We start from the raw sequence: 20,617 nt of genomic DNA, 5'->3' as shown, positions 1-20,617 counted from the left end.
TCAATCAGAAGTTCTTTAATGATTTTATTAACTTAAGTACCATTTATGAAACCTCTTCTGGTAATATAGCAAGACAAGATTATGTGTATATAAAAACAGAACCCGGTTTAGGTTTTTATACTTGGATCGATTATAATAATGATGGAATTCAAGATTTTAATGAATTTGAAATTGCTCAATATCAAGACCAAGCAAACTATTTACGATTACCAAAACCAAACATTAGCTATATTGCTACACAAAGGGCAAAATTACAACAAAACCTTACTTTAAGTCCAAAAAATTGGAGTTCTAAAACTGGCTATAAAAAATTGTTATCTCATTTTTACAATCAGAGTTTTTTAAGTGTAGATAATGAACAACAAAGAATAGGAGATTCCTTTCAATTAAATCCTTTTGATTTTGATGAAAGCTCATTAATTGGTTTAAACCTAAACTACAGAAACAGTTTATACTTTAACAAAGACTTGCAAAAAAACAGTGTTACTTTCACTTATGGAAACTCAAAAATAAAACAACAATACTTTATCGGTAATCAAGAAAACAATATTAAGATTCATCAAATAGATTACTCACATAAATTCGCCACTTTCTGGCTTTTAGATTTTATGGGAAAAACGTCTACAAATACTTTAGATACAGAAAATTTTACTAATAGAAATTATGTAATTAATACAGAAGAAATTCAACAAAAAATTAGCTTCCTTTATAATAAAAACAACCGACTTACTGCTTTTTATCATTTTAAAAACAAAGAAAATAAATTAGAAGATTTCGAAGAATTGAAACAACAAAAATTTGGTGTAGAATATTTTTACTTAAGTAAAAAAGAGAATCAAATTTCTGCAAATGTAAATATTTTTTTAAATGATTTTAAAGGCGAATCTAACACACCTGTTGCCTACCAAATGTTAGAAGGCTTACAAGGAGGCAAAAATTACACCTGGAGCCTATTATTTAATCAGAAATTAAATTCTTACTTAAACTTAAATATTAATTATTTAGGAAGAAAAAGCGAAAACTCTAAAGCAATCCATACTGGTACTTTACAATTAAGAGCTGTTTTTTAATGTTCTTGGTATACTTTTTGTATACTTTTGTTAACTTATAAATAAAACCCTATTATGAAAAAAATTACATTTTTTATCTTATTATTTATCTCTGCAATTTCAATTGCTCAAGAAAAAGAATATCCTCAAGATATTAATAAAAAACATGAAGTTAAGCTTAATGCTTTAGGTTTATTAGCTTTTGAATGGCTAGATGTTTCATATGAGTACTTAATAAATGAAGAATCTTCTTTTGGTACTGGTTTACTTATTGGCTTTGATAATGATTTAGATTTAGACGAGTATAGAAAATTTTCTTTAACCCCTTTTTATAGAAGGTATTTTTCGAATAGGTATGCTAGAGGTTTTTTTGTAGAAGGCTTTGGTATGTTGCATTCTTATAAAAATAATACTTACGATTATTACTATGATATTAATGGCAACTACCACTCTAATTACGGTAACGGAGAAACCAAAACAGAATTTGCTGTTGGTATTGCTGTAGGTGGTAAATTTATTTCTAAAAAAGGTTTTACTACTGAAATCTACTTAGGTATAGGTAGAAATTTAGGAGGAAATAATAGCTCTTTAGAGGCTGTTGGTAGAGGAGGAATTTCTCTTGGATATAGATTCTAAAGTTAGAATTATAGAATTTAGTATGTTTGTATCATACTTTCATTAATAACAAATCGTTATTCATTAAAATTAAACCATGAAAAAAATCATTTTATTATTTGCATTGTTTATTGGCTCATTTGGGTATGCTCAACAAGAATTAAAGTTGGATATAGCAGATGCGCTAGTAGTTAGAAGTTTAGAATTTTCTTATGAAAAATACATATCAGATGAATCTTCTTTTGGTATTTCTGCTCAATTTAATTTAGCGAAACAAACTACCGATTTTAGATATAATGAAAATATGATGATAACACCATATTATCGTCATTATTTTTCTACAAATGAACAATGGAACTTTTTTGGAGAAGGTTTTTTTGGTGTTAATTCTGGAAAAAAAGAATCTGTAAAAGACTCAAATATTTACGATACTAAATACACAGATGGCGCGTTAGGTATTGCTGTTGGTACAAAGTATGTAGCAAGTAGTGGTTTAGTAATAGATTTATATGGTGGTATTGGTCGTAATTTATTTGGTTCTAACTCACCTGTTTTAGTACCAAGAGTTGGTTTAAATATTGGCTGGAGATTTTAAAAAAATTTTATATAAAAATAAAAATCCGTTAGAATATTATCTTCTAACGGATTTTTTTATTTGAGTAAAAAAATGTTATGCTTCCATCTTTTGTAGCCAAGTTTTTACAGCAACTTCTGCTTTAATAATGTCTTTCAAACTTGCAATTGCAACACGTTTTTGTTCCATTGTATCTCTGTGTCTTATAGTAACAGAATTATCTGTTAAAGTATCATGATCTACTGTTATACAAAAAGGAGTACCTGCTGCATCTTGTCTTCTATAACGTTTACCTACGGCATCTTTTTCATCGTAAAAGACATTAAAATCCCATTTAAGATCTTCCATAATTTTACGTGCAACTTCTGGCAAACCATCTTTTTTTACCAATGGTAAAACCGCTGCCTTAAAGGGTGCTAAAACAGATGGTAATTTTAAAACAGTTCTTGTTGTTCCGTTTTCTAAAGCTTCTTCCACTAAAGAATTAGAAAAAACTGCTAAAAACATTCTATCTAAACCAATAGAAGTTTCTACAACATAAGGTGTGTAACTTTTATTTTCTTCATGATCAAAATACTGTAATTTCTTACCAGAATGTTCTTCATGTGCTTTTAAATCGAAATCTGTACGAGAATGGATTCCTTCTAATTCTTTAAATCCGAAAGGAAAATTAAACTCTATATCTGCTGCTGCATCTGCATAATGTGCTAATTTAGCATGGTCATGAAAACGATAGTTCTCTGCGCCCATACCTAAAGATAAATGCCACTTTAAACGTGTTTCTTTCCACTGATCATACCAAAGTTTCTGAGTTCCTGGTTTTACAAAATATTGCATTTCCATTTGCTCAAACTCACGCATTCTAAAAATAAATTGTCTTGCAACAATTTCGTTTCTAAAGGCTTTTCCTGTTTGAGCTATTCCAAAAGGTATTTTCATACGTCCTGTTTTCTGAACATTTAAAAAGTTCACAAAAATTCCTTGAGCCGTTTCTGGTCTTAAATAAACTTGCGTAGAATTATCTGCAGAAGCACCAATTTTGGTACCAAACATTAAATTAAACTGCTTTACCTCTGTCCAATTTTTAGAACCCGTTAAAGGATCTGCAATTTCTAATTCTTCTATTAACAATTTAACATCAGCTAAATCTTCATTTTCTAAAGATTTACCCATTCTTGCTAAAATGGTTTTTATTTTGTCTTGATAACCAACAACTCTTCCGTTAGTTGCAAGAAATTCTTCTTTATTAAAAGCATCTCCAAAACGCTTTGCAGCTTTGGTTACTTCTTTATTTATTTTCCCTTCAATTTTAAGACAATAATCTTCTATTAAAACATCAGCTCTGTAACGCTTCTTAGAATCTTTATTATCAATTAAAGGATCGTTAAAAGCATCTACGTGACCAGAAGCTTTCCAAGTTGTTGGATGCATTAAAATAGCTGCATCTATACCCACAATGTTTTCATGCATTTGCACCATTGCTTTCCACCAATAGTCTCTAATATTTTTCTTTAACTCAACTCCATTTTGAGCATAATCGTACACCGCACTTAAGCCATCATATATTTCAGAAGACTGAAAAACATAGCCATACTCTTTTGCGTGCGATAAAACTTTTTTAAACTGATCTTCTTGTTTTGCCATAATGAGCGCAAAGATACACGTTTGCTCATATTTTTAAGAAAAATTATTCTACTTTTTTACATCGATAAATAAATGCAGGAGGAATATTTAAAGGTTCAAAATCTAGAGAAATAGATTCCTTAAATACATTCTTTAATTTTTTAAAATAAGTTAAACTATATTGGTATTGAATAAATGTTCCGTTGTTGATTAAAATTTTAAAAGATTTTTTTAAAATTTCATCAGAAACCTCATCTGGTATTATAGTTAATGGTAGGCTAGAGATAATATAATCTACTTTTGTAAAATTTAGCTTTTGTAATTCTAAAATAATATTTGCTGCAGAAGCTTTTAAAACAATCAGTTGTGGATGTTCTAACGTTTGTAGTTGATTATAAAAATTATCGTTAATTTCAAAGCAAACAAGTGTAGATTTAGGCGATAAATTTTTAAGAATATATTTTGTAATAGCTCCATTGCCACCTCCTAGTTCTACTATAACCTCTGCCTTAGCAAAGTCTATTTCTTTTAACATACGTTTAGACAAAAACCTCGAACTCGGTGTTACTGTTCCTAAAGTTTTAATGTTTTTTATTGCTTCTTGAAAAAATTTTATCCTGCTAGACAATTGCTATCTCTTATTTATTAAGTATATTTCTAAAAATTGTTCTGTAAAGATGAGACTTTTAAAAGACTTATTCTATCTTTTTTATCCAAAATTATGTGCTGCTTGTGAGCTAAAACTTGTAGAAAATGAAACTTCTATTTGTACTAGTTGCAGGCACGATTTACCATTGACTAACTTTTTAAATTATAATGATAATAAAGTAACACAAGTTTTTTATGGAAGAGTTTTAATAGAAAAAGGATATTCTTTATTATTCTATAGAAAAAAAGGAATTACTCAAAAACTAATTCAAGATTTAAAATATAAAGGAAATGAAGAAATTGGTATTTTCTTTGGTAATTGGCTAGGAGAAATCTTAAAAGAAAACAACGAATTTACAAGTGTAGATTATATCGTTCCTGTTCCATTACATCCTAAAAAATTAAAAGAAAGAGGATATAATCAAGTTACTAAATTTGGAGAAAAATTAAGTGAGCATTTAAAAACGCCTTATATCGAAAATTATTTAATAAGAATTTCATCTTCTAAAACACAAACATTTAAATCTCGTTTTGAACGCTTTAGTAATAATGACACAAAGTTTATTTTAAAAAACCCTACTTACTTTAACAACAAACACATTTTATTAATTGATGATGTTATTACTACAGGTGCAACAATTGAAGCTTGTGTTAAAGAGTTTAAAAAATCTAAAAATTGTACAATAAGTATTTTAACAATGGCATATACAGAGTGAATTTTATGATTTTATATTCAAAAAATAATTGTTAATTTGTATAAAATTTATTTTTTGTGAGAATAGTTTCCAAATTTCTTTTTTTAGTAGTCTTAGTCTTTTTTGCATCAAATTGCGCTAGAACAGGAACACCAGAAGGTGGACCAAAAGATGAAGAAGCTCCTTTATTTGTTACTGCAAATCCAGCTTATGAAAGTATAAAGTTCGATAAAAAGGAAATTAAAATTGATTTTAATGAATATATTGTTCTTAAAGATTTAAGTAAACAATTGGTTGTTTCACCTCCAATGAAAAATCCTCCTTTAATTTCTCCACAAGGGTCTCCAAGTAAATTTATAAAAATTGAGATTTTAGATACCTTAAAATTAAATACTACTTACATTTTTAATTTTGGAAATGCAGTACAAGACAATAATGAGGGTAATAAACTAGAAAATTTTAAATATGTTTTTTCTACGGGTGACTATATAGACTCGCTAACCGCAAAAGGAATTGTTAAAGATGCTCGTTCATTAAAGAACCCAAAAGATGTTAGCGTATTATTGTATAGAATAGACAGTGCTTTTAACGACTCTATTATTTACAAAGAAAAACCAAGTTATATTACTAACAATATAGATTCTGTTGGGTTTAATTTTACAAACCTTAGAAAAGGAAAATATTTAATGCTTGCATTAAAAGAATCTGTAAGTGATTATATTTTTAATCCGAAAACTGATAAAATTGGTTACGTTACAGACACCATTCAATTACCAAAAGACAGTATTATTAAAAAATCTATTATCCTCTTTAAAGAAGAACAACCTTACCTTTTTAAAAGAGGGAAAGAAGTAACAAAAGGAAAAATAGAATTTGGTTTTGAAGGTGATGCAAAAAACATGCAAATTAATATGCTTTCAGAAGTTCCTAAAGACTTTAAAAGCATTTCTAAATTTGAAAAAACAAAAGACACTTTAAATTTTTGGTTTACACCAATAGAAGCAGATTCTTTAAACTTTATAGTTTCTAATAATAATTTTATAGATACAGTTACTGTAAAATTAAGAAAGAAAAAACTAGATTCTTTAATAATGAATTCTTCTATTAAAAACACATTACATTTTAGAGACACTTTCTTTTTAACAAGTAATAACCCAATTATAAAAATTGATACTTCAAAAGTTAGTCTTTTTGATAAAGATACTGTTGCAGTAAATTACAAAACATTCCGGTCAAAAAAAGAAAATAAAATTGGTATTATTTTCAATAAAAAACCTAAAGACAAGTATAGATTTAAAGCTTTCCCTAATGCATTTAATGATATTTATGGAATTACAAATGATACCCTTAATTACAATTTTAGAACTAAAGAAATTGAAGATTATGGTAGAATTACACTAAAAGTTAATAATGTTAATTCTAAAAATTTAATTATTGAATTACTTACTGGTAAAGATCAATTGGTGATTGAGCGAAAATTCATTAATACATCTAAGACAATTATTTTTGACTTATTAGAACCTAAAAACTATACAATTAGAGCCATTATTGATAAAAATAAAAACAATAAATGGGATACCGGAAATTTTCTAAAAAAACAACTTGCTGAAACCATTATTTATCATGATGGAATTAAAGATGCAGAGTTAAGAGCCAATTATTTCTTAGAAGAAATTTTTACAATCGATTAAATAAAAAAGAGAGCAATTGCTCTCTTTTTTATTTTATAAACTTAATGCTTGTTCTAAATCTGCAAGTAAGTCTTCTTCATCTTCAATACCAACACTTAGTCTTATTAAAGAATCTGTAATTCCTATTTTGATTCTTTCTTTTTCAGGAATAGAAGCATGCGTCATCGTTACAGGATGGCTAACCAAACTCTCTACACCACCCAAAGATTCTGCAAGCGTAAATACTTTTGTGTTTTCTAAAAATGTTAATGCAGCTTTTTTAGAAGTATCTTTTAATTTAAAAGAAACCATACCGCCAAAATCTTTCATTTGCTTTTTAGCAATTTCATGCCCTAAATGGTTTTCTAAACCAGGATAATAAACCGCTTCTACTTTATCATGGTTTGATAAAAACTCAGCAACTTTTTTACCATTTTCACAGTGTCTTTGCATTCTAATATGTAATGTTTTAACACCTCTTAGCGCTAAAAAAGAATCCATAGGACCCGCAATTGCGCCAGCTGCAAATTGTATAAAATGAATATCTTCAGCCAATTTTGCATCTTTAACTATTAAAGCTCCCATAACTAAATCGCTATGACCGCCAATGTATTTTGTTGCAGAATGCATTACAATATCTGCATCCAAAGTTAATGGTTGTTGTAAATAAGGTGTTGCAAAAGTATTATCTACAGCAATTAAAATAGCAGAATTTACTTCTTTTACTACAGTTGAAATTGCTTTAATATCTGCAATTTTCATCAACGGGTTTGTTGGTGTTTCTACCCAAACAAGTTTTGTTTTTCCTGTTATTGCTTCTTTAACATTTGTAGCAACATTCATATCTACATAAGAAAATTCTAAACCGTATTTTTCGAATAATCTTGTAAACATTCTATACGTTCCGCCATATAAATCATCGCCAGCGATAACTTCATCTCCAGGTTTTAAAGTGCGTAAAACACAATCTATTGCCGCTAAACCAGATGCAAAAGCAAAAGCATGCTTACCGTTTTCAATTGACGCTAAATTGTTTTCTAAAGCTGTTCTTGTTGGGTTAGCTCCTCTAGAATACGCATATCCTTTATGAACTCCTGGGCTAGATTGCTCGTAAGTAGAAGTCATAAAAACCGGAGGCATAACAGCACCTGTAGTTGCTTCTGGTTTTTGACCTCCGTGAATTGTTTTTGTATTAAATTTCATTTTTTGAAACTTTAAGATGTAAACTTCTTTATTAATTTACCAACCGTTAAACCTTGAACTAGTATTGAAAACACAACTACAATATATGTGATTACTAAAAACAAATCACGCTCCATATCTTGTGTTAAGCTAAGTGCTAAAGCAATAGAAATTCCGCCACGCAAACCACCCCAAGTCATAATCAAATTTGTTTTTGGCACAAAATCTAGTTTTTTAGCGTACAGTTTTATAGGTAATAATAACGAAATATATCTTGCAATTAATAACAACGGAATGATTATAAACCCAGCTAAAATATAATCGAAATCAAACGTTAATACTAAAATTTCCATTCCAATCATTACGAAAAGTATAGTATTTAATAGAACATCTAAGAGTTCCCAAAATTTATCTACATACAATTCTGTAACTTCGCTCATAGATGTTTTTCTAACTGTATCTGTACCTACAATTAATCCTGCAGTTACCATTGCTAAAGGTGCCGATAAATGAAATTTTTGTGCAAATAAAGTTCCGCCCATTACCGCTGCAAGTGTAATAATTACTTCGGTATCATATTCATCAATACTTTTTAATAACCTGTAAGTTACCCAACCTATTACCAAACCAAGTACAATACCACCAACAACTTCAACCAAAAACAACTCAGAAATATGCGCAAAAGAAATATCACTTCCGCCATTTGCAATCTGATAAATTGTAAGAAAAATAACAACACCTACTCCATCATTAAATAAAGATTCTCCAACTATTTTTGTTTCTAGTTTTTTTGGAGCGCCTACTTTTTTCATGATTCCTAATACAGCAATAGGGTCTGTAGGCGATATTAATGCACCAAATAATAAACAATAAATAAAATCTACATTAAGACTTAATAATTGTAGTGCATAATACACAAAAACTCCAACTAAAAAGGTTGAAACAAAAGTACCTAGGGTAGCGAATATTAAAACGGGTTTTCTTTGAATTTTTAATTGCTGAAAATTAGTATGTAATGCTCCTGCAAAAAGCAGAAAACTTAACATTACATCTAAAAGAACGGTTTTAAAATTAATACTTGTAATTAACTCTTTTTCCTTTAACAGTAAAGTATCATCAAAATAACTTAACACAAACACCGCAAGTGTAAAAACTATTGTAATTAGCATTAGCCCAATTGTGTTAGGCAATTTTAAAAACTTAGTATTTATATAACCAAAAGCTGCGGAAAGCACTATTAAAACTGTTGCTATTAAAAAATAATCCATAAGAAATTAAACTAGTTTTATTAATGATCTAATAATACCGTAATGTATACCTTCATGAAAATTATTAAAAGCAATTGCAGATTCTATAGAAGTTAAAACAAAGCCTGTACTAGTAGGATATTCGCTATAATTCTCAAAAATACCTGCTTCAAAATCTTCTTGTAACGTATCTGGTAAACCTAATAGCAACTCTTTTACCTCATCAAACTCTTCTGTTGTAAAATTTGTAGCTGGTGCTGTTCCTTTTTTATAACTTTCAATTAAATCATCTGGACACAAACAGTTTAAGCCAGATAATTTATAATGCAATAATTGTTGTGTAACTACTAAGTGCGCTACATTCCAAGCTATATTGTTTTTAAAACCATTTGGAATTGTATGCAACTGCTCCAATGTTAAACCTTCTAATTCTTTTAGAACAAGATCTCTAGATTTTCTTAAAACATCAAATTGTATTTTCATTTTTATATGTAATTTTGAATCGTAAATATAATCCATAAAAATGAAGAAAGTCTATTTTTTACAAACTTGTGATACGTGTCGTAGAATTTTAAAAGAAGTAAATACTGATGGTTTTGAACGCCAAGAAATAAAAGCAAATAATATTACTGTTACTCAATTAGATGAAATGCACCAACTTTCTGGAAGTTATGAAGCATTGTTTAATAAACGAGCTAAATTGTATAAAGCGATGGATTTAAAAAATCAAACTTTATCTGAAACAGATTATAAGCAGTATTTATTAGATGAATACACATTTTTAAAACGCCCTGTATTTATTGTAGAAGAAGAAATTTTTATTGGAAATAGTAAAAAAGTTGTAGAAAAATTAAAAGAGAAGATTGGTTAAAACCTTCTCTTTTAATTCTTTATTTTGAAGAAAAAGAAATATCGGATGACGCAAGCATATTTGCTAATTCATCTTTTGTAATTTTAGTTTTTAAGCCAAATAGCACAAGCGTATCGTCGTTACTATTTGTTCTAATTATAATTTCTCTTATAAAATTATTTTTTTCAATAAAAAACAATTCGGCTTTACTTCCGTTTTCTTTAACGCGAGCTAATGTTTTTAATCTGTTCTTTTTTCTAAATTTATTAAAGTCTTTTGAAATATTATTATCCTCATTATCAAAAATCATTACTTTAAAATCGCTAGATTTTTTAATGATGTTCATTAAATCACTGTCATCTTCATCATCTAAAAAAGAACCTGCTAAAGATGCTGATAAATTGACTGAAAAAGTTGACTTTTCTTTATTTACTTTATAAAATTTTTCGAAAGCTACTTTTTGTGCAGAAACTGTAGTAATAAAAAATGCGAAGAAAATTGTTGCTAATGTTTTCATGTGTCTTGGTTTTGCTTTTAAGACGACCACAACAATAATTTGTTACAATTACTTATTTTTTACCAACCAAGTATTTGTTCTTAAAACGGAATTTTCTTGAATGTCTTTCCAAAAAAGGTTGATATCTCCTACATGATAATTTTTTAAAAAAGACATAAAAAAACGCATTGGAAATTTAGGGTTTGTACTCCAAATTAAACCATCTGTAACTTCTATTTCTAAGGCCTCTTCGTATATTTTTTTATTAGAATACAAAAAACCTTTATGCTGATTTAATTCTGTAGTTCTATCTAAATTCCAAGTAATAGGATTTGTTGTTACACTCCCTTTATATTTATCTTTTTTCTTCGGATAATTTCCTTTTTTAAAAGTATTCCAACCAACAAACCCTCCAATTTCATTTGGGTTAACCATAGGTTTTATTGATTTAAATTGATTTGGTTTAATTACAGTACCAATAATATAAGCAGCTATTAATTTATTCTGTAATGGTTTGCTATCAAAAAAATCTCTTAATAAAAATTTTGCATGTGTAGAACCCTGACTATGACTTGCTATAATAATTGGTCTACCATTATTGTATTTTTCTAAATACGTTTCAAAAGCTTTTTTAACATCTGAATATGCCAATAATAATGCATGTTCTCCTCCATTTTTTAACATTGAATAAGACCTCAAATGTGCTTGCCTATAATATGGAACATACAACTTACCAGAAGTTGTAAAAGCGGATGCTTGAAACAAAACGGTTTTATTTAAAACTTTTTCTTGTTGCATTACATCGTTAACAGGTACATTCCACCGAATATCATCTTTTTCAGTATTTAGAGTTGGATAAATATAGAACACATCTGCTTTTAAGGTATCTATTTCTTTTGAAGAAAACTCTTTTAATTCTTTTGAATAAGTTATTGGCAATACTGCCCAATTAGTTTCTAAAGAATAATCTGGCTTAGAAGGAATATTTTTTTGTGTAAATTCTTGAGTTATATAAGTAGATTTACATGCAACAAAAACCATTAAAAATACTAAATAGAGTCCTTTATTCATTATTTATTATAAATTTTAATCAAATTTTTTGCTTCTTGTTTTGCACTCCAATTTTTCACAATTTCTTCTCTTGCTTGTTTCCCTAAATAGGGAATTTTATCATTTATAGATTTTAACAAAAGAACTTCTAACTCCTTAATATTACCAGCTTCAAACAGATAACCATTTTTTTTATGAGTAATTAAACTTGAGTGAACACCAACATTTTTGGTAGCAATTACTGAGCATTCACAAGACATTGCTTCTGCTGTAACTAAAGAAAATCCTTCTGAATAACTTGGTGCAACAACTATTTTTGCAGCTTGATAATAAGAGATAATATCTCTAGTTTCATCAATAAAATATACTTGACTTTCTATTTCTTGCTTTTTTGCAATCGCTCTTAATTCTTCTAAAAATGGAGGCTTATCAACTTTACCAACAATTACTAAAGCCCAATTTTTATGCTCTTTTAAAACTTTTACAGCTTCTAATAAAACGAGTTGCCCTTTTGCTTTTCTTACTCTACCCGCATTTAAAATAATATTTTCTTGACGAATATTTTCTAGCTTTTTGTTAGCATCAGAAACAAACTCATCAACTCTAACACCATGACCAACAATTGTATTCTTTATTCCTAAATTTTCGCTCATACTTTTTATAAGCGTAACAACCTTATCTGCTTTCTTTAATAAGAACTTTGTTAATCTGGAAGGAACAGTTTCTGCGTGTCTAGTAGCAATTAATGTAAATTTTGCACCTAAAAAACGATAATACAACATTCTCATTATTTCATTGTTCCTATGACAATGAACTACAGGAGTTTTATTAGAAAATAAAATTTCTTTTAATTTAGAAGTAGCTAATTTATTTCCATCAATATTAGAACCATATACATAGGTTTCAAAATCATCAGAAAAAAAGGCAGTACATTTTCTATGCTTCTGGTAACACCCGTTTTTCGTTTATGAAAATGCGTATGAATTAAAACTGGTTTCAATAGTTATTATTTTTAAGCGAATTTACGTTCTATTATTTCAAAAAAACGAATTTCTAATTCTTCATGGTCAGACCAATTATAATCTGGTTTTACCATCGTATTAATAAAGTTTTTTGCTTCTTTTTCTGATTTAAAAGTATTTAACTGAGAAACTACTCTATTATAATCTTCTTGTTTACCATTAAATAGGTTTAAAACAAAAACAATCCTATCATTTAAACCAATTTGAATGTTGGCAGCTAATTTATCGTTCAAAGATTTTGGTTGTGCATTCTCAAATAAATCTGCCATTACATCTACAGAAATAGTGTCTTGTAATTCCTCTTCTAACGTAACAGACTTACGCTCTCCAACATCTTTTACATCATTTTTAAAATTTGTTGCTGTATCACTTGCAGAAGCCATTATTTCCTCTAATTCATCAAAAGGTTGCTCTATAATTTCTTCAACTACAACATTTTTAAGAACTTCTTCTTTTAACTCTGGTTCAGAAACCTCATCAATAAGATTAAATACTACTTTTTCTTCTTCTTTTATTTTAACTTCTAGAACTTCATTATCTGCAACCAAACTATCTTTAGTTTTATAAGCTTCTTTAACTTTATCAATTAAATCTACTTTAGACACATTTAGATTTGGTGTTGAATTCATATATTCTTCTACAAATGCCAAAACAGAAAGTTTCTCATAAATTTCCTTGGATTTTTCTTTTAATAAAAACACATTATCTTTATTTTTCATTTGTAAAATACTATGTGCCAAACTCATTAAATCGCTTTCCAGTTTTTTGTGCATAAGTTGTTAATTGAAGTTATTTTTTACTCGTAAATATTCATAAATTTGTAGAGACCTAAAGTAAAACAATTTTATAAATACCTAACGTTTAAAATTACAAAATGTTTCTTGAAAATACAGTAAATCACACAGAACAATTTGGTTGGATAGAAGTTATTTGTGGCTCTATGTTTTCTGGAAAAACAGAAGAATTAATTAGACGTTTAAAGCGAGCTCAATTTGCAAAACAGCGTGTAGAAATTTTTAAACCTGCTGTAGACACTCGTTATGACGAAGAAGAGGTTGTTTCTCATAACGACAACAGAATTAGATCTACCCCAGTTCCTGCTTCTGCAAATATTAGATTATTAGCCAATAATGTAGATGTTGTAGGTATTGATGAAGCTCAGTTTTTTGATGATGAAATTGTTGCTGTATGCAACGATCTAGCAAACAGAGGAGTTAGAGTAATTGTTGCTGGTTTAGACATGGATTTTAAAGGAAATCCTTTTGGGCCAATGCCAGCATTAATGGCAACTGCAGAGTATGTAACAAAAGTGCATGCTGTTTGTACTCACACAGGTAATCTTGCACATTATAGTTTTAGAAAAGCTCAAAATGAAAAACTTGTAATGTTAGGAGAAACACAAGAGTACGAACCTTTAAGTAGGGCAGCTTATTATAAAGCTGTTAAAAATAAACAAGAAGCAAACGCTTCTAAAAAAGAAAGTTCTACAGATGAATAACCATGCAACTATTTTAGAAATTGATGGCAATGCTTTAGAACATAACCTAAATTATTTTAAAAAAATTAAACCCAGAAACTAAAATTTTAGCTGTTGTTAAAGCTTTTGGCTACGGAAGTAATAGCGTTAAAATTGCAACTTTTTTACAAGATAAAGTAGATTACTTTGCTGTAGCATACACACATGAAGGCGTAGCTTTACGTGAAGCAGATATTAAAACACCTATTTTAGTTTTACATCCTCAAATACAAAATTTACAATCTATAGTAAATTATAGATTAGAACCTAATTTGTATAATTTTAAAATATTTGATGCTTTTTTAAAACTATCTGATGAAGCTCCATTAATGAATTATCCTATTCATTTAAAATTTAATACAGGCTTAAATAGACTTGGGTTTTGGCATACAGATATTCCTAAAATTATAACTACTTTAAAGGAAACAAACCATGTTAAGGTAGCCTCTATTTTTTCTCATCTTGCAGCAAGTGAAGATTTAGAAGAACAAGATTTTACAATAAATCAAATAAATAATTTTGCATATATAGCGCAGCAAGCTTATAAACATTTGGGTTATGAACCTATGTTACATATTTTAAATACTTCTGGAGTTGTAAATTATGCCAAAGCTCAGTTTGATATGGTTAGAGTTGGTATTGGTTTATACGGCTTTGGAAATGATGATAAAGAAACTGCATTATTAAAAAATACTCATAATTTAACTTCAATTATCTCTCAAATACACATTATTAAACCAGGTGAAACTGTAGGATACAATAGAGCTTTTGTTGCAAAAAGAGAAAGTAAAACCGCTACAATACCTGTTGGTCATGCAGATGGTTTATCTAGAAGACTAGGAAATAAAAAAGGATATGTACTTATCAAAAATCAAAAAGCTAAAATAATTGGAAATGTTTGTATGGATATGATTATGGTTGATGTTACCAAAATCGAATGCAAAGAAGGAGACAAGGTAATAATTTTTAATTCTCAAAATATGATAAAAAATATTGCTGATATTTCTGAAACAATAGTTTACGAAACCTTAACGGCAATTTCTCAACGTGTTAAAAAAATGTTAAAGAACTAAAAATTTAGTACTTTTGCAGTCTAACAATTAAAAACAAAATAGAAAATGGGAATGGTTAAAGAATTTAAAGACTTTGCAATGAAGGGTAACCTTATAGATATTGCAGTAGGTTTTGTTATGGGTGCAGCTTTTAAACAAGTTGTTACTTCTTTTACAGGAGGAATTGTTTCTCCTTTAATAGGTTTAATATTTAATACTGATTTTAAAGACTTAAAATGGATTGCAAAAGAAGGTGTTGCAGATGACGCTGGTAAAATTGTTGGTGAAGTAGCTGTTTTATATGGTGATTTCATTACAAATGTTATCGATTTTATAATAGTTGCTTTTGTAATGTTTATGATTGTAAAAGGTGTTAACGCAACTAAAAAGAAAGAAGAACCAGCTCCAGCAGCTCCAACAGGACCAAGTCAAGAAGATTTATTAGCTGAAATTAGAGATTTATTAGCTAAGAAATAATAAAATAAAATTACTATAATTTAAAAAACCCAAGCAATTGCTTGGGTTTTTTTATGCTTTATTTGAAAATAACAAACAAGATATTACGCTTTTAAAAGCTTTAAAAACAAATCTCTGCTTATTTCTCTCGCTCCTAAACTTGCTAAATGTTCATTATAAATTTGACAATCTATAAGCTTATAATTTTTATTTTTTGATAAATGAATAAAAGCTAATTTTGATGCGTTAGAAACTCTACTAAACATACTTTCTCCGCAAAATATATTGTTTATTTCTAAACCATACAAACCGCCAACTAACTCATTATCAAACCAAATTTCTATAGACTTTGCAATTCCTGCTTTATGTAAATTAATATAAGCTTGTTCCATATCATCCGTTATCCAAGTACCAAAACCATCATTTCTATCAATATTTTTGCAATTATAAATAACAGCTTCAAAAGCATTATTTTCTGTAATTGTAAACTTATTTTTATCAATAATTTTTCGCATAGATTTTGACACCTTTATTTCATCAGGAAATAATACCATTCTCTCATGCGGACAATACCAAACAATTGGATCGCCTTCAGAAAACCAAGGAAAAATACCCTTTTTGTAAGCAAAAGTTAATCTATCTTCAGATAAATCTCCACCAAGTGCAATTATTCCATCTTTATTTGTAAATTGATATTCTGGAAATTTAATTTCATCTGTAAGCCAAATCATTCTTTCAGGTACTTTTTGGCTAATTTAGTAATTTATAAAAAAACGTAAATTTTTAATTTATTAGAATATTGTCACTATTTTTGTAAAACGTTTTAATTTTATTTAGAACTCAAAAAAATGCTGAATAGAAAAAGAAAAAATCTAAAACAAAACAAGCCAAGTTAATGCATAAATATTATGCAAGAACTGGCTTCTATGATTTTGTTTTAAATAATCTAAAGAAGGCGATACTACCTATAATAGGTGTTATACTTGCTATCTATTTATTTAACAAATACGTATATAATATAAATGATGGCTTACATCATTTTACAGAAACAGTTTCTAGAACAAGTATTTTAATTACTTTTTTTGTTTCTGAAACACTACTTGGTTTAATACCGCCAGAAATATTTATTGCTTGGACTAAAAAAACAGAAGAGCCTATTTTAAATTTAGTGCTTTTAGCAACTCTTTCTTATTCTGGAGGTTTAATATCTTATTTCTTAGGTAAAGCAGCATTAAAAATAAAATCTTTGAAAGAATATCTTGAAGTTAAAATGGCTAAAAACTTGGAGAATGCTAATAAATGGGGCGGAATTCTAATTTTAGTAGGTGCTATTTTCCCACTACCCTTTTCTATTGCTTGTGTTGCTGCAGGTATGATTAGGTATCCTTTTAAAAGAGTAGTATTATTTGGTCTTTTTAGATTTGCAAGATTTGCAATTTATGCGTGGGCAATATTTAAAGTAGTAAATTAATTCTCTTACATTTGCAACATGGGTTTAACAAACAATGATATTTTAAAAAAATTAAGAGTAGCACATAAATTAAGAGATACAGATATTGTAGAAATTTGTGCATTAGTAGACTTTAAAGTTTCTAAAGGAGAATTAGGTGCTTTATTTAGAAATGAAGAACACCCAAAATATGTAGAATGTGGAGATCAAATTTTACGTAATTTCTTAAATGGATTGGTTGTTCATTTACGAGGACCGATGCCTAAAAAAGGAGAGAAAAGTAAGTAAAGTTATTGATAAATAAAAAGAGAGAATTCTTAATTGAATTCTCTCTTTTTATTTTATCTCTAAAATTAAAACCTTTAGAATTTATTTTAACACTAAAATGGTAAATCGTCTGGCTCAGCACCAGAAACATTAGCAGCTGGCTGAAATTGATCTACTGGTGGTAAATTTTGAGCTTGATTTCCTTGAGACAAGTTTTCTATTCTCCATCCTTGAATAGAATTAAAGTATTTAGCTTCACCTTGTGGATTAATCCACTCTCTACCTCTTAAATTAATAGATACTTTTACATCTTGCCCAACTGCATAACTGTTTAATAAATCACATTTATCTTGCACAAACTCCACCATTATCATTTGAGGGTATTGTTCATCTGTAGTAACAACTAATTCTCTTTTTCTAAATCCGTTAGAACCAAATGTTTGTACTTCTCCAATTAATTTTACTTTACCAATAACTTCCATAATTTCTATTTTAATAAAAGTACTTTCCAAGCACTTTCTACATCATTTTTACTTAAATACTCTTGGGCAAATGTATGTTTTTTTACCATTTCTAACCCAATAAATTCAGGATGTTCTTTCCCAAAGTTATCAACAGTTTTACTGTCTGGTAGTTGCTCTACATTACCTAACATTCCTAAATTATTACCAGTTAAAACCGTGCTATTTCTAATTTCGGCATCAATAGAATCTATACCAATACCTAATGTAGAAATTGGTTTCGGAATTTCGAAAAAACCATCTCTAGCCCTTGTATAATAGCTACCTCCTGCTCTTGCAACTAAATCTATTTTATGCTGATCTATATTGCCGTCATCTGCTAAAACATCTTCAGAAACATGCAGTTTTACAACTTCACAAACAATTAAGTTTCCTGCTCCACCTTCATCACCAGTAAAAATAACATCCTTTACTTTACATTCAAATTGTACAGGAGATTCTTTAACTCTAAATGGTTTTATAACATCAGACTTTACCATTGTAAAACCTGCTTTTTCAAACTCATTTACACCTTCTGGATATTCGGTACTACTTAAAGACATTTGTTGTACAATATCAAAATTTACCACATTTATAACCACTTCTTTAGTAGCTAATGCATTTTCTAAAGTGTGTTTTGTTGTGTTATCTCTTACTCTTCTTGCAGGAGAAAAAATCATAATTGGCGGATTTGCCCCAAAAACATTAAAAAATGAGAAAGGAGACAAATTAGGATTACCATCTGTATCAATAGTACTTGCAAAAGCAATTGGTCTTGGTGCAATTGCACCTAGTAAATAACCATGTAATTTTGCAGTTGGTATTTCTTTTGGGTCGATTGTAAGCATCAATAAAAAATTTAGGTAGGTAAAGATACTATCAAATCTTCAAATGAGTTATATACAAGAAACCTTTATATTTGTTTTAATGAACATTTTATCTAATACTCTTTTATTTAAACGAATTACAGTTCTTATTTCTATTGTAATTGTTAGTTTAATACTCTGGAATACTTATACTTTCTTTCAAAAATTTAAACAAGCTGAACGGGTTAAAATGGAAATTTTAGCTGCTGCACAAAAAGAAATAGCAACAAATACAGATTTAAACGCAAGTGTAAGCTTACCCTTAAAAGTTATTGAGAACAACAGCACTGTTCCTATGATTTTGGTAGATGATAAAGGTATTGTTTTAAACATTCAAAACTTAGATTCTATAAAATCTCTAAATCCTGAATATTTAGAAAATCAATTGGCAATAATGAAAATTGAAAACGAGCCTATTGAAATTAGTTATGATGGAAAAAACAAACAATATATTTACTATAAAGATTCAGATTTATTAAACAAACTCACCTATTACCCTTTAGCTTTATTGCTAATTCTAGTGCTATTTATAGCTGTAATTTATTTATTCTACAGTTCTAACAAAGCTGCAGAAACAAATAAACTTTGGACAGGAATGGCCAAAGAAACTGCGCATCAAATAGGTACACCTTTATCTTCTCTTTTAGGTTGGATTGCTATTTTAAAAATGGAAAAAGTTGATGAAACCTATATTGAAGAAATAGAAAAAGATGTACATCGATTAAATACAATTGCAAATCGTTTTTCTAAAATAGGTTCTGTGCCAGAACTTAAAAAAGAAAATATTGTAGACATTACAAAACAGGCTTTCGATTATTTAGAATCTCGTAGTTCTAAACAAATTTCGTTTTCTTTCTCTTCTTCTGATACTGAAATTTACACAAAAATAAATACAGAATTATTTGGTTGGGTAATAGAGAACTTAATAAAGAATGCAATTGATGCAATGTTAGGAAAAGGCGAATTAAATTTAAAAATAGAAAGTGATGCTAAAAAAGTAAAAATTACCATTTCTGATACAGGAAAAGGAATGCCTAAAAAACTTTTTAAACAAATATTTAAACCTGGTTTTACTACAAAAAAACGTGGTTGGGGATTAGGTTTATCACTTTCTAAAAGAATTGTGGAAGATTACCATAAAGGCAAAATATTTGTAAAAAAATCTGAATTAGAAAAAGGAACTACGTTTGAAATTTTGTTAGATAAAATTTAATCTTTATACCTTTTCCTCATTACAAAACCAAAAACTAAACCAGCTAAAGTCCAAATAATTAAACCTGATAAAACTCCATTTTTTGTAATTTCTTCATTATTAAAATAAGGAAAAACAAAGACCATTAACAAAAACATAATTATTGCCCAAATTAAGCCAACTTTAATCCACTTTTTCATTTATTCAAAATTCTTTGAAATACTTTCTGCTAAAGCAATAAACTCTTCATTAGACAATTTTACTTTTTGCGAAAACTGAATATCTGCCATTGCATTTAAAGGAATTAAATGAACATGAACATGAGGTACTTCTAAACCAATTACACTCATTCCAACTCTTTTACAAGCAATTGTTTTCTCTATTGCTTTTGCAACTCTGTAAGAAAAATCCATTAAAGAGTTGTATTCTTCTTTAGATAAATCAAAAATTTTGTCTTCTTCTTTTTTAGACACAACTAAAGTATGTCCTTTTGCATTTGGATTGATATCTAAAAAAGCAATAAAATTATCATCTTCTGCTACTTTATAACTTGGTATTTCTCCTGTAATTATTTTTGTGAAAACACTCATTTTTTTC

Annotated in this window: 25 protein-coding genes and 1 pseudogene; 12 read left to right on the top strand and 14 right to left on the bottom strand. The window is 28.4% G+C overall.

Annotation, left to right across the window (positions count from 1 at the left end):
- Window positions 1–83 precede the first annotated feature (83 nt).
- The 3 genes from N5A56_RS15955 (at window position 84) to N5A56_RS15945 (ending at window position 2,259) form a co-directional block, all read left to right on the top strand.
- The gene (locus N5A56_RS15955; RefSeq protein ID WP_274270550.1) at window positions 84–1,070 is read left to right on the top strand and encodes a hypothetical protein; all 987 of its coding nucleotides are present in this window, start codon (window positions 84–86) and stop codon (window positions 1,068–1,070) included.
- Between the two features lie 54 nt (window positions 1,071–1,124).
- Window positions 1,125–1,685 (top strand): DUF3575 domain-containing protein, encoded by a 561-nt coding sequence (locus N5A56_RS15950; RefSeq protein ID WP_265726454.1) that lies wholly within the window; start codon window positions 1,125–1,127, stop codon window positions 1,683–1,685.
- A 76-nt stretch (window positions 1,686–1,761) separates the two neighbouring features.
- Window positions 1,762–2,259 (top strand): DUF3575 domain-containing protein, encoded by a 498-nt coding sequence (locus tag N5A56_RS15945; protein WP_265726455.1) that lies wholly within the window; start codon window positions 1,762–1,764, stop codon window positions 2,257–2,259.
- 75 nt (window positions 2,260–2,334) lie between these two features.
- Here N5A56_RS15945 and N5A56_RS15940 read toward each other — a convergent pair whose 3' ends face one another.
- Both N5A56_RS15940 and N5A56_RS15935 read right to left on the bottom strand, forming a co-directional pair.
- Window positions 2,335–3,882 (bottom strand): glycine--tRNA ligase, encoded by a 1,548-nt coding sequence (locus tag N5A56_RS15940; protein WP_265726456.1) that lies wholly within the window; start codon window positions 3,880–3,882, stop codon window positions 2,335–2,337.
- 43 nt (window positions 3,883–3,925) lie between these two features.
- The gene (locus tag N5A56_RS15935) at window positions 3,926–4,489 is read right to left on the bottom strand and encodes a class I SAM-dependent methyltransferase (protein WP_265726457.1); all 564 of its coding nucleotides are present in this window, start codon (window positions 4,487–4,489) and stop codon (window positions 3,926–3,928) included.
- Window positions 4,490–4,538: 49 nt separating this feature from the next.
- On the opposite strand from N5A56_RS15935, the gene N5A56_RS15930 reads away from it, so the two are divergent.
- Window positions 4,539–5,225 (top strand): ComF family protein, encoded by a 687-nt coding sequence (locus N5A56_RS15930; RefSeq protein WP_265726458.1) that lies wholly within the window; start codon window positions 4,539–4,541, stop codon window positions 5,223–5,225.
- Between the two features lie 56 nt (window positions 5,226–5,281).
- A complete protein-coding gene (locus tag N5A56_RS15925; protein ID WP_265726459.1) occupies window positions 5,282–6,895 on the top strand; it encodes an Ig-like domain-containing domain in 1,614 nt (537 codons plus the stop codon).
- Window positions 6,896–6,928: 33 nt separating this feature from the next.
- On the opposite strand, the gene N5A56_RS15920 is transcribed toward N5A56_RS15925, so the two are convergent.
- From N5A56_RS15920 to N5A56_RS15910, 3 genes are read right to left on the bottom strand one after another with little or no spacing between them, the layout of a single operon-like run.
- Window positions 6,929–8,077 carry a cystathionine gamma-synthase gene (locus tag N5A56_RS15920; RefSeq protein ID WP_265726460.1) on the bottom strand — a complete coding sequence of 383 codons (1,149 nt, stop codon included), beginning with the start codon at window positions 8,075–8,077 and terminating at the stop codon, window positions 6,929–6,931.
- 11 nt (window positions 8,078–8,088) lie between these two features.
- Window positions 8,089–9,324 (bottom strand): cation:proton antiporter, encoded by a 1,236-nt coding sequence (locus N5A56_RS15915; protein ID WP_265726461.1) that lies wholly within the window; start codon window positions 9,322–9,324, stop codon window positions 8,089–8,091.
- A gap of 6 nt (window positions 9,325–9,330) precedes the next feature.
- On the bottom strand, window positions 9,331–9,786 hold the full coding sequence (locus N5A56_RS15910; RefSeq protein ID WP_265726462.1) for a DinB family protein: 456 nt from the start codon (window positions 9,784–9,786) through the stop codon (window positions 9,331–9,333).
- A 40-nt stretch (window positions 9,787–9,826) separates the two neighbouring features.
- On the opposite strand from N5A56_RS15910, the gene N5A56_RS15905 reads away from it, so the two are divergent.
- Window positions 9,827–10,174, top strand: a complete 348-nt coding sequence (locus N5A56_RS15905) for an arsenate reductase family protein (protein ID WP_265726463.1) — start codon at window positions 9,827–9,829, stop codon at window positions 10,172–10,174.
- Window positions 10,175–10,193: 19 nt separating this feature from the next.
- On the opposite strand, the gene N5A56_RS15900 is transcribed toward N5A56_RS15905, so the two are convergent.
- From N5A56_RS15900 to N5A56_RS15885, 4 genes are all read right to left on the bottom strand, one after another.
- Complete coding sequence (locus N5A56_RS15900) at window positions 10,194–10,670, bottom strand: DUF4252 domain-containing protein (protein ID WP_265726464.1); 477 nt, start codon at window positions 10,668–10,670, stop codon at window positions 10,194–10,196.
- Between the two features lie 48 nt (window positions 10,671–10,718).
- Window positions 10,719–11,720, bottom strand: coding sequence for a DUF3089 domain-containing protein (locus tag N5A56_RS15895; RefSeq protein WP_265726465.1), 1,002 nt, complete (start codon window positions 11,718–11,720; stop codon window positions 10,719–10,721).
- Window positions 11,720–12,487 carry a glycosyltransferase family 4 protein gene (locus N5A56_RS15890; RefSeq protein ID WP_265726466.1) on the bottom strand — a complete coding sequence of 256 codons (768 nt, stop codon included), beginning with the start codon at window positions 12,485–12,487 and terminating at the stop codon, window positions 11,720–11,722. Before N5A56_RS15890 ends, N5A56_RS15895 begins: the two co-directional genes overlap by 1 nt.
- Before the next feature lie 224 nt (window positions 12,488–12,711).
- Window positions 12,712–13,494: a hypothetical protein gene (locus N5A56_RS15885; protein WP_265726467.1), complete on the bottom strand. Its 783-nt coding sequence runs from the start codon at window positions 13,492–13,494 to the stop codon at window positions 12,712–12,714.
- Window positions 13,495–13,595: 101 nt separating this feature from the next.
- Between N5A56_RS15885 and N5A56_RS15880 the strand changes: the two genes are divergently transcribed.
- The 3 genes and pseudogenes from N5A56_RS15880 to mscL all read left to right on the top strand — a co-directional run bounded on the left by N5A56_RS15880 (window position 13,596) and on the right by mscL (window position 15,766).
- A complete protein-coding gene (locus N5A56_RS15880; protein WP_265726468.1) occupies window positions 13,596–14,219 on the top strand; it encodes a thymidine kinase in 624 nt (207 codons plus the stop codon).
- Window positions 14,212–15,310: pseudogene (alr, locus tag N5A56_RS15875) on the top strand (alanine racemase). The gene N5A56_RS15880 and the pseudogene alr overlap by 8 nt, the downstream one beginning before the upstream one ends.
- A 51-nt stretch (window positions 15,311–15,361) precedes the next feature.
- Window positions 15,362–15,766, top strand: a complete 405-nt coding sequence (mscL, locus tag N5A56_RS15870) for a large conductance mechanosensitive channel protein MscL (RefSeq protein ID WP_265726470.1) — start codon at window positions 15,362–15,364, stop codon at window positions 15,764–15,766.
- Window positions 15,767–15,849: 83 nt separating this feature from the next.
- Here mscL and aat read toward each other — a convergent pair whose 3' ends face one another.
- A complete protein-coding gene (gene aat / locus N5A56_RS15865; protein ID WP_265726471.1) occupies window positions 15,850–16,476 on the bottom strand; it encodes a leucyl/phenylalanyl-tRNA--protein transferase in 627 nt (208 codons plus the stop codon).
- Window positions 16,477–16,640: 164 nt separating this feature from the next.
- Between aat and N5A56_RS15860 the strand changes: the two genes are divergently transcribed.
- Together N5A56_RS15860 and N5A56_RS15855 are read left to right on the top strand one after the other, a co-directional pair.
- Complete coding sequence (locus N5A56_RS15860) at window positions 16,641–17,216, top strand: YqaA family protein (RefSeq protein ID WP_265726472.1); 576 nt, start codon at window positions 16,641–16,643, stop codon at window positions 17,214–17,216.
- Between the two features lie 18 nt (window positions 17,217–17,234).
- Complete coding sequence (locus N5A56_RS15855) at window positions 17,235–17,483, top strand: DUF1456 family protein (RefSeq protein WP_265726473.1); 249 nt, start codon at window positions 17,235–17,237, stop codon at window positions 17,481–17,483.
- A 92-nt stretch (window positions 17,484–17,575) separates the two neighbouring features.
- Here N5A56_RS15855 and N5A56_RS15850 read toward each other — a convergent pair whose 3' ends face one another.
- A complete protein-coding gene (locus N5A56_RS15850) occupies window positions 17,576–17,944 on the bottom strand; it encodes a DUF3127 domain-containing protein (RefSeq protein WP_265726474.1) in 369 nt (122 codons plus the stop codon).
- A 5-nt stretch (window positions 17,945–17,949) separates the two neighbouring features.
- On the bottom strand, window positions 17,950–18,810 hold the full coding sequence (locus N5A56_RS15845; protein ID WP_265726475.1) for a flavin reductase family protein: 861 nt from the start codon (window positions 18,808–18,810) through the stop codon (window positions 17,950–17,952).
- 79 nt (window positions 18,811–18,889) lie between these two features.
- Here N5A56_RS15845 and N5A56_RS15840 point away from each other — a divergent pair, with 79 nt between their 5' ends.
- Window positions 18,890–20,041 carry a sensor histidine kinase gene (locus tag N5A56_RS15840; protein WP_265726592.1) on the top strand — a complete coding sequence of 384 codons (1,152 nt, stop codon included), beginning with the start codon at window positions 18,890–18,892 and terminating at the stop codon, window positions 20,039–20,041.
- Here the strand turns inward: N5A56_RS15840 and N5A56_RS15835 are convergent.
- The gene (locus N5A56_RS15835; protein WP_265726476.1) at window positions 20,038–20,220 is read right to left on the bottom strand and encodes a hypothetical protein; all 183 of its coding nucleotides are present in this window, start codon (window positions 20,218–20,220) and stop codon (window positions 20,038–20,040) included. The genes N5A56_RS15840 and N5A56_RS15835 overlap by 4 nt on opposite strands.
- Window positions 20,221–20,610, bottom strand: coding sequence for an HIT family protein (locus N5A56_RS15830; protein WP_265726477.1), 390 nt, complete (start codon window positions 20,608–20,610; stop codon window positions 20,221–20,223).
- Window positions 20,611–20,617: the final 7 nt, after the last annotated feature.

Source organism: Polaribacter ponticola, from assembly GCF_026191475.2.
Taxonomy (GTDB): Bacteria; Bacteroidota; Bacteroidia; order Flavobacteriales; family Flavobacteriaceae; genus Polaribacter; species Polaribacter ponticola.
The sequence above is the reverse complement of the archived record's forward strand: the minus strand, read 5'-3'. Positions and strand labels throughout refer to the sequence as shown.

Coding starts and splice junctions, on each gene's coding strand:
- N5A56_RS15860 (WP_265726472.1), top strand. CDS start 16,641: ATGCATAAATATTATGCAAGAACTGGCTTCTATGATTTTGTTTTAAAT.
- aat (WP_265726471.1), bottom strand. CDS start 16,476: ATGATTTGGCTTACAGATGAAATTAAATTTCCAGAATATCAATTTACA.
- N5A56_RS15930 (WP_265726458.1), top strand. CDS start 4,539: ATGAGACTTTTAAAAGACTTATTCTATCTTTTTTATCCAAAATTATGT.
- N5A56_RS15840 (WP_265726592.1), top strand. CDS start 18,890: ATGAACATTTTATCTAATACTCTTTTATTTAAACGAATTACAGTTCTT.
- N5A56_RS15905 (WP_265726463.1), top strand. CDS start 9,827: ATGAAGAAAGTCTATTTTTTACAAACTTGTGATACGTGTCGTAGAATT.
- N5A56_RS15885 (WP_265726467.1), bottom strand. CDS start 13,494: ATGCACAAAAAACTGGAAAGCGATTTAATGAGTTTGGCACATAGTATT.
- mscL (WP_265726470.1), top strand. CDS start 15,362: ATGGTTAAAGAATTTAAAGACTTTGCAATGAAGGGTAACCTTATAGAT.
- N5A56_RS15830 (WP_265726477.1), bottom strand. CDS start 20,610: ATGAGTGTTTTCACAAAAATAATTACAGGAGAAATACCAAGTTATAAA.
- N5A56_RS15895 (WP_265726465.1), bottom strand. CDS start 11,720: ATGAATAAAGGACTCTATTTAGTATTTTTAATGGTTTTTGTTGCATGT.
- N5A56_RS15920 (WP_265726460.1), bottom strand. CDS start 8,077: ATGAAATTTAATACAAAAACAATTCACGGAGGTCAAAAACCAGAAGCA.
- N5A56_RS15945 (WP_265726455.1), top strand. CDS start 1,762: ATGAAAAAAATCATTTTATTATTTGCATTGTTTATTGGCTCATTTGGG.
- N5A56_RS15915 (WP_265726461.1), bottom strand. CDS start 9,324: ATGGATTATTTTTTAATAGCAACAGTTTTAATAGTGCTTTCCGCAGCT.
- N5A56_RS15880 (WP_265726468.1), top strand. CDS start 13,596: ATGTTTCTTGAAAATACAGTAAATCACACAGAACAATTTGGTTGGATA.
- N5A56_RS15940 (WP_265726456.1), bottom strand. CDS start 3,882: ATGGCAAAACAAGAAGATCAGTTTAAAAAAGTTTTATCGCACGCAAAA.
- N5A56_RS15845 (WP_265726475.1), bottom strand. CDS start 18,810: ATGCTTACAATCGACCCAAAAGAAATACCAACTGCAAAATTACATGGT.
- N5A56_RS15890 (WP_265726466.1), bottom strand. CDS start 12,487: ATGAGAATGTTGTATTATCGTTTTTTAGGTGCAAAATTTACATTAATT.
- N5A56_RS15855 (WP_265726473.1), top strand. CDS start 17,235: ATGGGTTTAACAAACAATGATATTTTAAAAAAATTAAGAGTAGCACAT.
- N5A56_RS15950 (WP_265726454.1), top strand. CDS start 1,125: ATGAAAAAAATTACATTTTTTATCTTATTATTTATCTCTGCAATTTCA.
- N5A56_RS15910 (WP_265726462.1), bottom strand. CDS start 9,786: ATGAAAATACAATTTGATGTTTTAAGAAAATCTAGAGATCTTGTTCTA.
- N5A56_RS15835 (WP_265726476.1), bottom strand. CDS start 20,220: ATGAAAAAGTGGATTAAAGTTGGCTTAATTTGGGCAATAATTATGTTT.
- N5A56_RS15850 (WP_265726474.1), bottom strand. CDS start 17,944: ATGGAAGTTATTGGTAAAGTAAAATTAATTGGAGAAGTACAAACATTT.
- N5A56_RS15900 (WP_265726464.1), bottom strand. CDS start 10,670: ATGAAAACATTAGCAACAATTTTCTTCGCATTTTTTATTACTACAGTT.